Below are 14024 nucleotides of genomic sequence, written 5' to 3'. Positions count from 1 at the left end.
GAGCCACCGTGCTTAAGAACCTGAAAATCGGCATCCGCCTCGGCCTCGGCTTCGGCGCCCTGCTGCTGCTGCTGCTGGCGACCGCCGTGCTCGGCATCGACCGCATGGCGTCGATGAACCAAGCCACCGTGGGCATCACGACGGACGCCTACCCGAAGGTCGTGCTGGCCAAGGACCTGATCCGCGACGCCGCCGACGTGCCGCGCCAGATGCGCGGGATGCTGCTGGCCGTCGACGAAGCCGAGGTCGAGCGCTATCGCAAGCAGACCGAGAAAGCGCGCGCCAACATCCAGGCCGGCATCGCCGAGCTGACCAAGGTGGTTGCCAGCGAGGGCGGCAAGAAGCTGTTGAAGGAGATCGTCGACGCCAATGCGGCACTGGAGCCGATGTATGCCCAGGTCTACGGCATGGTGCGCGGCGAACGCCAGCGCGCAGCGGAATATATCAGCAAGCAACTGGTGCCAGCCGACCGCGCACTGACCGAAGCCGCCGGCGCGCTGGCCAAGCACCAGGCCGACAAGATGGACGCCCTCGCGCAGCAGGCCGCCAAGACCTACGACGAGACGCGCCAGCTGGTGATCGGCATCACGGCCGGCGCCGCGCTGCTGGCCGTGCTGGTGGCGACCCTGATCACCCTGTCCGTCACCCGGCCGCTGCGCCAGGCGGTGCAGGCCGCCGACAGCCTGGCCGCCGGCGACCTGGCCGTGGACATCAAGGCGACCAGCCGCGACGAAGCCGGCCTGCTGCTGGCCGCGATGAAGAACATGGTGGAAAAACTGACCCACGTGGTCGGCGAAGTGAACGGCGGCGCCCAGTCGCTGGCCTCGGCTTCCGAGGAAGTCAGCGCCACCGCGCAGTCGCTGTCGCAGGCGGCGTCCGAGCAGGCGGCCGGCGTCGAGGAAACCAGCGCTTCGCTGGAACAGATGACCGCCTCGATCGCGCAGAACACCGAGAATGCCCGCGTCACCGACGGCATGGCCTCGCAGGCGGCGCGCGAAGCGGCCGAAGGCGGCGAAGCGGTGAAAGCCACTGTCACCGCGATGAAGCGGATCGCCAAGCAGATCGGCATCATCGACGACATCGCTTATCAAACCAACCTGCTGGCGCTGAACGCGGCGATCGAGGCGGCGCGTGCCGGCGAGCACGGCAAGGGTTTCGCGGTGGTGGCGGCCGAGGTGCGCAAGCTGGCCGAGCGCAGCCAGGTGGCGGCGCAGGAAATCGGCGAAGTCGCGACCAGCAGCGTCGAACTGGCCGAACACGCAGGTGCCCTGCTCGACCGCATGGTGCCGAACATCCGCAAGACGTCCGACCTGGTGCAGGAGATCACGGCGGCTTCGGAAGAGCAGTCGTCCGGCGTCGGCCAGATCAACGCCGCCGTCGGCCAGATGAGCCAGACCACGCAGATGAACGCGTCCAGTTCGGAAGAGCTGGCGGCAACGGCCGAAGAGATGAGCAGCCAGGCCGAGCAGCTGCAGCAGGCGATGGCCTTCTTCCGCCTGGGCGCCGGCGGCGGCACCCAGCCTCCTGCCCGCCGCGCGCCGCCGCTGCGCACGCCGCCAGCGCCGAAGCGCGCCAGCATCGCCATGCAGAACCCGGCTTTCGCCGCCGAAATCGGCCCCGACGAAAGCAATTTCACCCGCTTCTAACCTCTCACTGGGAATGCCATGTTACGGAACCTGAAAATCAGCGTGCGCCTGGGTCTGGCGTTCGGCATCAGCAGCCTGCTGCTGCTGGCCATCATCGTGCTCGGCATCAGCCGCCTGGCCGACGTCAGCGACAACGTCGACGAGCTGGCCAAGGACAAGTACCCGAAAGTCGTGTGGAGCTACACCCTGATCGGCGACATCCAGCAGATCGCCCTGTCGATGCGCAACGTGACCATCGCCACCGATCCGGCCGTGGTGCGCCGCGAACTGGCCACGATCGATGGCGCCAAGGCCTCGATCGTCACCCACATCGGCAAGCTCGAACAAAACATCGCCTCGGCCAAGGGCAAGGAGCTGCTGCGCGCGATGCTGGAAGCGCGCACCCGCTACCGCGGCTTCCAGGAAGAGTTCATCCGCCTCGCCACCGAGGGCAAGCAGGAAGAGGCACGCGCGCTGCTGGCCAACAAGATCGACGCCACCCAGGCCGCCTACATCGAATCGCTGCGCCAGCTGATCGATTACCAGAGCCAGCGGATGGAAACCTCGGTCCAGGAAGCCAATGCCGAATACCTGGCCGCGCGCCGCAGCATGACGGTGCTGGGCGCGGTGGCGGTCGCCTTCGCCATCGCAATGGCACTGTGGATCACGCTGTCGATCACGCGCCTGCTGGGCGGCGAGCCGGCCTACGCGGCCGACCTGCTCAAGCGCATCTCGGCGGGCGACCTATCGGCCGACGTCGTCACCCGCAAGGGCGACAGCGACAGCATGCTGGCGGCCGTGGCCCAGATGGTCGGCAAGCTGCGCCAGGTGATCGCCGGCCAGCGCGCCGTGGTGGAAGCCGCCAACCGCGGCGATTTCGGCCAGCGCATCGACACCGCCGGGCTGCAGGGCTTCCAGAAGGACATGGGCGACGGCTTGAACCAGTTGGTCACCACCACCGGCGCCAGCATCGACGACGTGGTGCGTGTGATGTCGGCGCTGTCCGAAGGCGACCTGACCAAGCGCATCGACAAGGACTACCAGGGCGCCTTCGCCAAGCTGAAGGACTATTCGAATTCGACCATGGACAAGCTGGCCCACGTGGTCGGCGAAGTGAACAGCGGCGCGCAGTCCCTGGCCTCGGCCTCCGAGGAAGTCAGCGCCACCGCGCAATCGCTGTCGCAGGCGGCGTCCGAACAGGCGGCCGGCGTCGAGGAAACCAGCGCCTCGCTGGAACAGATGACCGCATCGATCTCGCAGAACACCGAGAATGCCCGCGTCACCGACGGCATGGCCTCGCAGGCAGCGCGCGAAGCGGCCGAAGGCGGCGAAGCGGTGAAAGCCACCGTCACCGCGATGAAGCAGATTGCGAAACAGATCGGCATCATCGACGACATCGCCTACCAGACCAACCTGCTGGCGCTGAACGCGGCGATCGAAGCGGCGCGCGCCGGCGAACACGGCAAGGGCTTTGCGGTGGTGGCGGCCGAAGTGCGCAAGCTGGCCGAGCGCAGCCAGGTGGCGGCGCAGGAAATCGGCGAAGTCGCGACCAGCAGCGTCGAACTGGCCGAACACGCAGGCGCCCTGCTCGACCGCATGGTGCCGAACATCCGCAAGACGTCCGACCTGGTGCAGGAGATCACGGCGGCTTCAGAAGAGCAGTCGTCCGGCGTCGGCCAGATCAATGCCGCCGTCGGCCAGATGAACCAGACCACGCAGATGAATGCATCCAGTTCGGAAGAGCTGGCGGCGACCGCCGAAGAGATGAGCAGCCAGGCCGAGCAACTGCAGCAGGCGATGGCCTTCTTCCGCGTCGCGCATGCAGCCCCGCGCGCGCGCCTGGCGGCCGTACCGCGCACGGCGCCGGCGCACCCTGCCCGCAGCCGTAGCAGCAGCACCGGCGGCAGCACCCTGCGCCTGGCCGACAGCTTCGCCACCCAGGGCGAGCTGGACGAAACCAACTTCACCCATTTCTGACATGAACAGCGACATCGACAAGCACGCCAAGACGGACGCCAGCGCGCCGGCGCAATACCTGACCTTCATGCTGGGCGGCGAATCGTTTGGCATCGGCATCATGGCGGTCAAGGAGATCATCGAATTCGGCAGCGTCACCGAGGTGCCGATGATGCCGGCCTCGATCCGCGGCGTGATCAACCTGCGCGGCGCGGTGGTGCCGGTAATGGACCTGGCGGCGCGCTTCGGCCGTCCCCCGGCGGTGCCGGGCAAGCGCACCTGCATCGTGATCGTCGAGCTGGACCTCGAGGGCGAGCGCCAGGTCACCGGCGTGGTCGTCGACGCGGTCAGCGCGGTGCTCGATATCCCGGCGGCCGAGATCGAACCAGCGCCCTCGTTCGGCACCCGCATCCGCGGCGACTTCATCGCCGGCATGGGCAAGGTGAACGGCAAGTTCGTGATCCTGCTGAACGTGGAACAGGTGCTCAGGATCGAGGGCTTGCCGGAGCTGTCCTCCACCGACCTGGCCGCGGCCTGACGCATCGGCTCGAGCGCGCCATGCAACAGCACACCATCAGCGGCAGCGAGTTCGCCAGCTTCCAGCGCTTCATCTTCGACATCGCCGGCATCACGATGTCCGATTCGAAAAAGGCGCTGGTCAGCGGGCGCCTGGCCAAGCGTTTGCAGCACTACGGCCTGCCGACCTACGACGCCTATTTCCGCCTGCTGAGCGACGGCACGCATCCCGAGGAAGTGCAGCAGGCGGTCGACCTGCTCACCACCAACGAGACCTATTTCTTCCGCGAGGCGCGCCACTTCGACCTGCTGCGCCAGGCGGCGGAGAGCGCCCGCCCTTCCCTGCGCGCGGGATCGCCGTTCCGCGTCTGGAGCGCGGCCTGCTCGTCCGGCGAGGAGCCGTACAGCATGGCGATGGTGCTGGCCGACGTGCTGGGCGACGCGCCCTGGGAGATCACCGCGTCCGACATCAGCACCCGCGTGCTGCAGCGCGCCCGCACCGGGCACTACCCGATGGAGCGCGCCAGCCACCTGCCGCACGCGTACCTGCGCCGCTACTGCCTGAAAGGGATCCGCGAGCAGCAGGGCACGCTGCTGGTCGAGCGCGCCCTGCGCCAGCGCGTGCGCTTCCGCCAGGTCAACCTGAACACCGACCTGCCGGGGGATCTCGGCAGCTACGACGCCATCTTCCTGCGCAACGTGATGATCTACTTTAACGGCGACACCAAGCGCCAGGTGGTCGCGCGCGTCGTCGCGCGCCTGAAGCCCGGCGGCCATTTCATCATCGGCCATTCCGAGAGCCTGCAGGACATCAACGACAGCCTGCATTCGGTGATGCCGTCGGTGTACCGCAAACCGGGTTGAACGCATGCCGCTGAACGAGATCAAGGTGCTGGTGGTGGACGACTCGGCCGTCGTGCGCAAGGTGCTGGGCACGATGCTGGAGAGCGCGCCCGGCATCCGCCTGCTGCACGCCGTGGCCGACCCGCTGCTGGCGATCGAGCGCATGAAGCAGCAGTGGCCGGACGTGATCGTGCTCGACGTCGAGATGCCGCGCATGGACGGCATCACCTTCCTGAAAAAGATCATGGCCGAGCGCCCGACGCCGGTCGTGATCTGCTCGACGCTGACCGACAAGGGCGCCGAGACCACGATGGCGGCCATGGCGGCCGGCGCGGTCTCCATCATCACCAAGCCCAAGCTGGGCCTGAAGGACTTCCTGACCGAGAGCGCGGACGAACTGGTGGCCGCGGTGCGCGCCGCCGCCCAGGTCAACGTGCGGCGCCTGGCCGCGCGCGCGGCCCTGCAGGCAGCACCGGCGCCGGCGGCGAAACTGAGCGCCGACGCCATCCTGGCGCCGGCCGTGGACACGCGCGCGCCGCTGCGAACCACCGAGCGGGTGGTCGCGATCGGCACCTCCACCGGCGGCACGCTGGCGCTAGAAGAAGTATTGACGGCGCTGCCGCGCGTGACGCCGGGCATCGTCATTGTCCAGCACATGCCGGAAAAATTCACCGCCGCGTTTGCCGAGCGGCTGAATAAACTCTGCCAGATCGAGGTGCGCGAAGCGCGCCACGGCGACCGCGTGCTGCCCGGCCGCGCGCTGATCGCCCCCGGCGGCCGCCACATGCTGCTGCGGCGCGACGGCGCCCAGTATTACGCCGACGTGATCGACGGCCCGCTGGTGAACCGCCACCGGCCCTCGGTGGACGTGCTGTTCCGCTCCGTGGCGCGCCAGGCCGGCGCCAACGCGCTCGGCATCATCATGACCGGCATGGGCGACGACGGCGCCGCCGGCCTGCTCGAGATGCGCAAGGCCGGCGCGCGCACCGTGGCCCAGGACGAGGACAGCTGCGTGGTCTACGGCATGCCCAAGGAAGCGGTGAAGCGCGGCGCGGTCGAAAAGAGCGTGCCCTTGACGTCGATCCACCGCGAGATCCTGCAGCAGTTGGCGGCGCGCTGAGCCCGGCGGAAGTTCCGCTTCCGGCAAGCCTGCCGATTTTCCGGCATCATCGTCTCCTCGATAGCATTCACACAAGGAGAACACAATGTCCGGCAACAGCGCCAATCCCTTCACGCCCTACGTCCCACCGCGCGTCTGGTCGCCCGCCACCCAGACCGGCGGTGCCTTCGCCAGCATCAACCGCCCGGTCGCCGGCGCCACCCACGAGCAGGAACTGCCGGTCGGCAAGCATCCGCTGCAACTGTATTCGCTCGGCACCCCGAACGGCCAGAAGGTCACCATCATGCTGGAAGAGCTGCTGGCGGCCGGCCATGGCGGCGCCGAATACGATGCCTGGCTGATCAAGATCGGCGAAGGCGCCCAGTTTGGCAGCGGCTTCGTCGACATCAACCCGAACTCCAAGATTCCGGCGCTGCTCGACCGCAGCGGCGAGACCCCGGTGCGCGTGTTCGAATCCGGCTCGATCCTGGTCTACCTGGCCGAGAAGTTCGGCGCCTTCCTGCCGAAGGACCTGGTGGCGCGTACCGAAACCTTCAACTGGCTGATGTGGCAGATGGGCTCGGCGCCCTTCGTGGGCGGCGGCTTCGGCCACTTCTTTGCCTACGCGCCGGAAAAGCTGGAATACCCGATCAACCGCTACGCGATGGAAACCAAGCGCCAGCTCGACGTGCTGGACCGCCTGCTGGCCGAGCGCCGCTTCATCGCCGGCGACGAGTACACCATTGCCGACATGGCGATCTGGCCGTGGTACGGCGGCCTGGTGCTGGGCGAGCTGTATGGCGCCGCCGAGTTCCTGTCGGTGCACAACTACCAGCAGATCCGCCGCTGGGCCGACGAAGTCGCCGCCCGCCCGGCCGTCCAGCGCGGCCGCCGCGTGAACGGCGTGCGCGGCGACCCGGCGACCCAAGTGCCGGAACGCCACGACGCGTCGGATCTGGATTGATCGTGTTTCCTGGCGTCTAGCGAACGCACCCTGATATCGATTGACGTTAGCATTTGTTCATTATCAGTCGATTATCAGGAGTACCGAACAATGGATTCGCAAAACGACAAGCCCGACGGCAAAGCGGACGACAGCGTCCAATCCTCGCGCCGCCGCTTCGTCGGCACGGTGGCAGCCGGCATCGCCGGCGGTGCCGCCCTCGCCCCCGGCCTGGGCCAGGCGCAGGCGGGCGCACCCGCCACCAACCCGCCCCGTCCACTGACCCCGCCCCCCTATCCGAAGCCGCCGTTCCAGCGCCAGAAGCAGGAGTGGCCTGGCCTGGCGAGCAAGATGACGCCGCGTCCCGACCATGGCGAAACCACGTATAAAGGCAGCGGCCGCCTGACCGGGCGCCGTGCGCTGATCACCGGCGGCGATTCCGGCATGGGCCGCGCCGCCGCCATCGCCTATGCGCGCGAAGGCGCCGACGTCGCCATCAACTACCTGCCGGCCGAGGAGCCGGATGCGCGCGAAGTCGCGGACCTGATCCGCCAGGCCGGCCGCAAGGCGGTACTGATTCCCGGCGACCTGCGCGACGAGAACTTCTGCAAGAAGCTGGTGGCGGATGCCGCCAGACAGCTCGGCGGCCTCGACATCCTGGTCAGCAACGCCGCGCGCCAGCAATCGCTGCCCTCCATCCTCGACCTGTCGACGGCCGAGATGGACCAGACCTTCAAGACCAACCTGTATGCGATGTTCTGGATCGTCAAGGCGGCGGTGCCGCTGATGCCGCAAGGAAGCAGCATCATCGTGACGGCCTCGGTCCAGGCCTACGATCCCTCACCCAACCTGCTGGCCTATGCCTCGACCAAGGCGGCGCAGGTGGCGTTCGTCAAGGCACTGGCCAAGCAGCTGGCCGAGAAAGGCATCCGCGTGAACGCGGTGGCGCCGGGTCCGATCTGGACGCCGCTGCAAGTGACCGGCGGTCAGACCCAGGAAGGGCTGGAGAAATTCGGTGCGGATTCGCCGCTGAAACGGCCGGGCCAGCCGGGCGAACTGGCTGGCGCCTACGTCAACCTGGCATCAAGCGAATCGTCGTACACCACCGGCCAGGTGTATGGTGTGACCGGGGGCGCGGGTTTCCCGTAAGCCGTTTGACGGCACCGCCGTTTGCGTTCAGCGGCGCAGCCGGCACGCCGATGCCAGTTTCGCCAGCAGCGAAGCCAACCATGAGCGGGTGGGTATGGGTTGGCCGAGCGGACCGGCGACGTTGCAGCGTGGATGAATCAGCATGTTGTCAAACTCCAATTTATTGTCAGAATAATCATGCTGCCCCATTGCTTCCGTGCGCCAGCTCGCATAACAAGAACTCAAGGATACGTGGCAGACGACAGCGCATGGTGGCCGCACTCGGCCGGCCATTTGCACAATTGATCTGCCTCAAATGAATGAATTATTCAGGAGCAAGCCATGGGTTATTCGGAACGCGACAAATACGGCATGTACAAGGCCAGCAGCGGCGGTGCGGGACCGGGTCCGGCGCTGATGGGAGCGGACACGCTGCTCGGCGAAAAAGTCGTCAACGCCTACGACATCGAGCTGGGCGACATCAAGGAGATCATGCTCGACATGCAGACCGGCCAGGTCGCCTACGCGGTGCTGGCCTTCGGCGGCTTCATGGGCATGGGCGAAAAGCTGTTCGCCGTGCCCTGGCAGGCGCTGCACCTGGATACCGCCAATAAACGCTTCCTGCTGAACGTCGACAAGGACCGCCTGAAGACCGCGCCCGGCTTCGACAAGGATGCCTGGCCCGACATGGCCGACATGCAGTGGGCGAATTCGATCCACGCCTTCTACGGTACCGACCCCAACCGCCCGGGCGCACCGACGCGGGCGCCCGGTGACTTGGGCACGGGTGCCGGTGACCTGGGCACGGACAGCGGCAACAGCCTCGATCCGCGCGCCGGCAACCAGGGCGGCGACAGCGACATCAGCCGTATCCGCGGCAGCAATATCGGCTGAGCGGGCCCGACGCGCCCATGCAGATGGCCGTGTATGCCGGCTTCCCGGCGGCGCTGAACGGGCTGTTTGCGGCGAAGGAGGTGTTTGCCGAGCTGGATGCCGACGCTTCCGCAAAACCGCAGTGATCCTTCGATAATGCCGCAACCCGGATAGCGCGGCCTGCCCTAGACTTGGCGTTCGTTATTGCTGAGACAAGGGCCATGCATATTGAACACATCCGTTTCGACAAGGTCTTCGACGTGCAGGCCCGCACCTTCAGCTTCACGAGCGCGGGCAAGAACCGCTATGGCGTCCAACTGCCTGGCCGCATCGTGCCGCATGAAGGCGCGACCTGTACCATCGTGTTGGAGAGGCCTGACGACTGGTCGAGGGTACTCGGCTGGCGTGAACTCGGCGGGCAAGAAATCTTTGTGCCGGGGCATGTCCGGACCGTGAATGCGGCCTTCGTGGAGGCAATTTTCTGTCTGCTGTATGTGATCCTGTCGGCCGGCATCGACGACATGCACCCGTGGCTGCTGCTCCTGCTCCCTTTCGCGTTCGTCTGGCGGCTCGTGCTGGCGCGGCGCCGCAACCGCGCGCTGCGCCAGGTCCTGCTGGCGCAGACCTGAAGCGCCGCATCAGCGCAACATCGACTCCCACACCTTCTGCAGCCGCTTGCTCGACACCGGCATCGGCGTGCGCAGCTCCTGCGCGAACAGCGACACACGCAGCTCTTCCAGCATCCAACGGAACTCGATCATGCGCGGATCGATGTTCTTCAGCGGCTGGTTCTTCACCGTGCGCTGGAACTGGCTGGCGGCGGTCTGCCACTCGGCCATCAACTGGGCGTCGCGCGAGGCATTGGTGCGCAGCTTTTCGAGGCGGATGTTCATCCCTTTCAGGTAGCGCGGGAAGTGCGATAGCTGGGTGTAGTCGGTCTCGGCGACGAAACGCTTGTGCACCAGGCCCTGCAACTGCGCTTGCATGTCGGCCGCCACCGCCTGCGGCAAGCCCTGCAGCTTCTTCGGCAAGCCGTGGAACTCGGCCAGGATCGAACCGACCAGGCGCGCCACCTCGTTGATCAGGAGGCCCAGGCGGCCCTTGCCTTCGTCCTTGCGCTTGTTGAACGATGTGGCATCGTGCGGCAGCGGATCCTGCATGCAGGCGATCTCGATCGCCTTGTTGACGATCTGATCGCGCAGCTCGTCCGGCGAGCCGACCGACATGAACTGCATGCCCATCTGCTGCAGGCCGGGCACGTTCTTCTCGGCGAACTTCAGCTGCTCCTTGAACTGTAGCGCGAACAGGCGGCGCAGGCCGATGCGATGGGTGCGCGCCGCCACGTTCGGGTCGTCGAACACTTCCAGGTCGCACGCATTGCCCTTGTCGACCAGGGCCGGGAAGCCGATCAGGGTCAGCTTGCCCTGGTTGATTTCCAGGAGCTCGGGCAGCTCGCCGAAGGTCCAGCTGGTGATGTTCGTATGCTGGCTGACAGCCGGCGCTTTCTGCTCCTGGGCCGGCGCCGCCGCAGCGCCGCCCTTGCCTTTCGCCGGGGCGGACGCGCCGGCAGCGGCCGGCGCAGGCTTGCCGAACGCCGCCTGCACCGTGCTGGCGGATGCCGGCGTCTGCTCGGCCATGCGCTGGAAGCTCTGGCGCGCCTGCCCGCCCAGCTCCGCCTGCAGCGTCGCCAGGTTGCGGCCCATGTCGAGCTGGCGGCCATGCTCGTCGACCACCTTGAAATTCATGAAAAGGTGGGCCGGCAGGGTTTCAAGCTTGAAGTCGGTCGTGAGCACGCGCGCGCTGGTGTGCTGGTGGATGTCGGCGATCAGGGCGTCGACCAGGTCGCCGCGGCCGAAGCGCACCGGGTCCTGGTTACGGTCGAAGAAGCCGGCCGCGTAGTCCGGCAGCGGCACGCAGTGGCGGCGCAGCTTCTGCGGCAGCGATTTCAACAGCAGCTGCACCTTCTCCTTCAGCATGCCCGGCACCAGCCAGCCGGCGCGCTCGCGCGGGATCTGGTTCAGCGCGAACAGCGGCACGCTCAAGGTCACGCCGTCGCGCGGGCTGCCCGGCTCGAAGTGATAGGTCAGCGCCATCTCGATGCCGGTGACGTTCATCGTCTTCGGGAACAGCTCGGTGGTGACGCCGGCCGCCTCGTGGCGCATCAGTTCTTCGCGCACCAGGTAGAGCAGCTTGGGGTTGTCGCGCGAAGCGTCCTTGTACCATTTTTCGAAACCGGCGCCGTTGACGATGTCCGCCGGGACCTGCTGGTCGTAGAAGGCGGCGATCAGCTGGTCGTCCACCAGCACGTCGAGGCGGCGCGACTTGTGTTCGAGGTTCTCGATCTCGCGCACCAGCTTGTGGTTGTGGGCGAAGAACGGCGCGCGCGTCTCGTAGTCGCCGGCGACCAGCGCGTCGCGGATGAAGATCTCGCGCGCTTCCGCCGGGTTGTGGAGCGCATAGTTGATGCGGCGCTGGCTGTAGACGACGATGCCGTACAGGGTCGCGCGCTCGGCCGCCGTGACTTGCGCGCTGCGCTTTTCCCAGCGCGGCTCGCCCCACGACTTCTTGAGCAGGTGGCCGCCGATCTTCTCGACCCACTCGGGCTGGATCTGGGCCAGGCAGCGCGCGTACAGGCGCGTGGTCTCGACCAGCTCGGCCGCCATCACCCACTTGCCGGCCTTTTTGCCCAGCGAGGAGCCGGGCCAGATGTGGAACTTGATGCCGCGCGCGCCGAGGTAGCCGCCGCCGCCCTGGGCGGCGCGGGACGCGGTCGCGCCCTCCTCTTCGATCTTGTAGCCGATGTTCCCCAGCAGGCCGGTCAGCAGCGCCAGGTGCACCTGGTCGTAGGTGGCCGGCAGCTCGTTCAGGCGCCAGCCCTGCTCGCGCACGATGGTCAGCAGCTGCGAATGCACGTCGCGCCACTCGCGCAGGCGCACCTGCGACAGGAAATTCTCGCGGCAGTTTTCCTGCAGCTGGCGGTTGGTCTTCTTGTGCTCGATGGCGTCTTCGAACCAGCGCCAGATCTTCACGAAGCTCAGGAATTCGCTTTTCTCGTCGGCGAACTTCTTGTGCTTCTCGTCGGCCTGCTGCTGGTATTCCATGGGCCGGTCGCGCGGGTCCTGCACCGACAGCGCCGAGGCGATGATCAGCATCTCGGTCAGGCTGTTGTTGTCGACCGCGGCCAGGATCATGCGGCCGACGCGCGGGTCGAGCGGCAGCTTGGCCAGCTTGCGCCCCATCGCGGTGAGTTCGTTATTGTCGTCGACCGCACCGAGTTCCTGCAGCAGCTGGTAGCCGTCGGCGATGGCGCGGCCCTGCGGCGACTCGACGAAGGGGAAGGTCTCGACGTCGGTCAGGTGCAGTGACTTCATGCGCAGGATGACCGCCGCCAGCGACGAGCGCAGGATTTCCGGCTCGGTGAACTTGGGGCGCTGCAGGAAATCGTCTTCCTCGTACAGGCGGATGCAGACGCCGTCGGCCACGCGGCCGCAACGGCCGGCGCGCTGGTTGGCGGCCGACTGCGCGATCGCCTCGACCTGCAGCTGCTCGACCTTGTTGCGGAAGCTGTAGCGTTTGACACGCGCCAGGCCGGAGTCGACCACGTAGCGGATGCCGGGTACGGTCAGCGAGGTCTCGGCCACGTTGGTCGCCAGCACGATGCGGCGCGCGTTGGTGGTGCGGAAGACCTTGTCCTGCTCTTCGACCGACAGGCGCGCGAACAGCGGCAGGATCTCGACGTGCGGCGGATGCTGCTTCCTCAGCGCCTCGGCGCAGTCGCGGATCTCGCGTTCGCCCGGAAGGAATACCAGCACGTCGCCGGAGCCCAGGCGGCACAGTTCATCGACGCCGTCGACCACCGCATCGATCAGGTCGCGCTTCTCGCGCGCGGCCTGGGCCTTGTTGGTGGGCTTGTCGCCGCCGCCCGTGGGCGCGGCGACCGGGTCGCGGTCGACCGGACGATAACGCACCTCGACCTTGTACAGTCGGCCCGACACCTCGATGACCGGCACCGGTTTTTCGGGCGTGCCGAAGTGGCGCGCAAAGCGCTCGGCATCGATCGTCGCCGAGGTGATGATGATCTTCAGGTCGGGCCGGCGCGGCAGGATCTGCTTCAGGTAGCCGAGCAGGAAGTCGATGTTCAGGCTGCGCTCGTGCGCCTCGTCGATGATGATGGTGTCGTAGGCGCGCAGCAGCGGATCGGTCTGGGTCTCGGCCAGCAGGATACCGTCGGTCATCAGCTTGACCCAGGCGCCCGGCTGCAGCGTGTCGTTGAAGCGCACCTTGTAGCCGACGTGCTCGCCCAGCGGCGTGCCCAACTCGTGCGCGATGCGCTTGGCAGTGCTGGATGCCGCGATCCGGCGCGGCTGGGTGTGGCCGATCAGGCCCTTCTCGCCGCGGCCGAGTTCCAGGCAGATTTTAGGCAGCTGGGTAGTCTTGCCGGAACCGGTCTCGCCGGACACGATGATGACCTGGTGCTTGGTCAAGGCTTCGGCGATTTCCTGGCGCCGCCCCGAGACGGGCAGGTCTTCCGGGAACACGATGGCCGGCAGCGGGGTACGCAGGGGCGCCGCGCGTTCGCCGCCGTCGCGCGGTGGACGTTCGCCGCGCGGGCGCCGTTCGCCGTCGCCCGGCTTGTTTGCCGGCTTGTGGGGCTGCTGGCGTTCGCCGTTCTGCGGCGTCGCCGGCGCGGCAGGTGCACGCACTTTGGCCTCGGCCAGCGCACTGGCCAGCGCGCCCTCGCGCGCCTGCGCGCGCGGCGGGTTCTGTCCACCGCCCTGAGCGCGATTGCGCTGACCCTCCTGCGCACCCTGACCGGCGCCCTGCCGGCCACCGCCCTGTCGGCCGCCGCCGGCGTCACCCTGTCCACGGCGCTCGCCGCGCTCGCCCGCTTCGCGGTGCGGACGTTCCGGCTTCGCCTGCAGCTCGTTCGTGCGCGTCAAAGGCGCACGCGTCTCGCCCTGGCGCGACGGGGTGGCATTCGGTTCGGAAGTTGCTGCGCGCGCCGGGCTCGGCGAAGGCTTGTTACTCTGTTCTGACATTG

General features: G+C 67.3%; 10 protein-coding genes and 1 pseudogene. 10 read left to right on the top strand and 1 reads right to left on the bottom strand.

The window, feature by feature from the left end; all coding sequences use genetic code 11:
* Positions 1-8 precede the first annotated feature (8 nt).
* The 10 genes and pseudogenes from U1H99_RS04785 (at position 9) to U1H99_RS04740 (ending at position 9612) form a co-directional block, all read left to right on the top strand.
* On the top strand, positions 9-1646 hold the full coding sequence (locus tag U1H99_RS04785; protein ID WP_323140597.1) for a methyl-accepting chemotaxis protein: 1638 nt from the start codon (positions 9-11) through the stop codon (positions 1644-1646).
* 18 nt (positions 1647-1664) lie between these two features.
* The gene (locus U1H99_RS04780) at positions 1665-3602 is read left to right on the top strand and encodes a HAMP domain-containing methyl-accepting chemotaxis protein (RefSeq protein WP_323140596.1); all 1938 of its coding nucleotides are present in this window, start codon (positions 1665-1667) and stop codon (positions 3600-3602) included.
* A gap of 1 nt (position 3603) precedes the next feature.
* Complete coding sequence (locus U1H99_RS04775) at positions 3604-4119, top strand: chemotaxis protein CheW (RefSeq protein WP_323140595.1); 516 nt, start codon at positions 3604-3606, stop codon at positions 4117-4119.
* Positions 4120-4139: 20 nt separating this feature from the next.
* Complete coding sequence (locus tag U1H99_RS04770) at positions 4140-4961, top strand: CheR family methyltransferase (RefSeq protein ID WP_323140594.1); 822 nt, start codon at positions 4140-4142, stop codon at positions 4959-4961.
* Positions 4962-4965: 4 nt separating this feature from the next.
* Positions 4966-6060 carry a protein-glutamate methylesterase/protein-glutamine glutaminase gene (locus U1H99_RS04765; RefSeq protein ID WP_375341583.1) on the top strand — a complete coding sequence of 365 codons (1095 nt, stop codon included), beginning with the start codon at positions 4966-4968 and terminating at the stop codon, positions 6058-6060.
* A gap of 85 nt (positions 6061-6145) precedes the next feature.
* A complete protein-coding gene (gene yghU / locus U1H99_RS04760; protein ID WP_323140593.1) occupies positions 6146-7003 on the top strand; it encodes a glutathione-dependent disulfide-bond oxidoreductase in 858 nt (285 codons plus the stop codon).
* Between the two features lie 90 nt (positions 7004-7093).
* The gene (locus tag U1H99_RS04755) at positions 7094-8131 is read left to right on the top strand and encodes an SDR family oxidoreductase (protein ID WP_323140592.1); all 1038 of its coding nucleotides are present in this window, start codon (positions 7094-7096) and stop codon (positions 8129-8131) included.
* 321 nt (positions 8132-8452) lie between these two features.
* Positions 8453-9004 carry a PRC-barrel domain-containing protein gene (locus U1H99_RS04750; RefSeq protein ID WP_323140591.1) on the top strand — a complete coding sequence of 184 codons (552 nt, stop codon included), beginning with the start codon at positions 8453-8455 and terminating at the stop codon, positions 9002-9004.
* Positions 9005-9021: 17 nt separating this feature from the next.
* Positions 9022-9129: pseudogene (locus tag U1H99_RS04745) on the top strand (carboxymuconolactone decarboxylase family protein); the annotation flags it as partial.
* 75 nt (positions 9130-9204) lie between these two features.
* On the top strand, positions 9205-9612 hold the full coding sequence (locus U1H99_RS04740) for a hypothetical protein (RefSeq protein ID WP_323140590.1): 408 nt from the start codon (positions 9205-9207) through the stop codon (positions 9610-9612).
* Positions 9613-9621: 9 nt separating this feature from the next.
* Here U1H99_RS04740 and hrpA read toward each other — a convergent pair whose 3' ends face one another.
* Positions 9622-14022 (bottom strand): ATP-dependent RNA helicase HrpA, encoded by a 4401-nt coding sequence (gene hrpA / locus U1H99_RS04735; protein ID WP_323140589.1) that lies wholly within the window; start codon positions 14020-14022, stop codon positions 9622-9624.
* Between the last annotated feature and the right edge of the window lie 2 nt (positions 14023-14024).

This window comes from Massilia phyllosphaerae (genome assembly GCF_034659755.1).
GTDB classification, from domain to species: domain Bacteria; phylum Pseudomonadota; class Gammaproteobacteria; order Burkholderiales; family Burkholderiaceae_D; genus Telluria; species Telluria phyllosphaerae.
Note: the sequence above shows the minus strand (reverse complement) of the source record. Positions and strands in the feature narration are given on the sequence as shown.

Excerpts from the sequence above, each read along its gene's own strand:
- U1H99_RS04780 (WP_323140596.1), top strand. The coding sequence starts at position 1,665 with ATGTTACGGAACCTGAAAATCAGCGTGCGCCTGGGTCTGGCGTTCGGC.
- U1H99_RS04775 (WP_323140595.1), top strand. The coding sequence starts at position 3,604 with ATGAACAGCGACATCGACAAGCACGCCAAGACGGACGCCAGCGCGCCG.
- U1H99_RS04770 (WP_323140594.1), top strand. The coding sequence starts at position 4,140 with ATGCAACAGCACACCATCAGCGGCAGCGAGTTCGCCAGCTTCCAGCGC.
- U1H99_RS04765 (WP_375341583.1), top strand. The coding sequence starts at position 4,966 with ATGCCGCTGAACGAGATCAAGGTGCTGGTGGTGGACGACTCGGCCGTC.
- yghU (WP_323140593.1), top strand. The coding sequence starts at position 6,146 with ATGTCCGGCAACAGCGCCAATCCCTTCACGCCCTACGTCCCACCGCGC.
- U1H99_RS04755 (WP_323140592.1), top strand. The coding sequence starts at position 7,094 with ATGGATTCGCAAAACGACAAGCCCGACGGCAAAGCGGACGACAGCGTC.
- U1H99_RS04750 (WP_323140591.1), top strand. The coding sequence starts at position 8,453 with ATGGGTTATTCGGAACGCGACAAATACGGCATGTACAAGGCCAGCAGC.
- U1H99_RS04740 (WP_323140590.1), top strand. The coding sequence starts at position 9,205 with ATGCATATTGAACACATCCGTTTCGACAAGGTCTTCGACGTGCAGGCC.
- hrpA (WP_323140589.1), bottom strand. The coding sequence starts at position 14,022 with ATGTCAGAACAGAGTAACAAGCCTTCGCCGAGCCCGGCGCGCGCAGCA.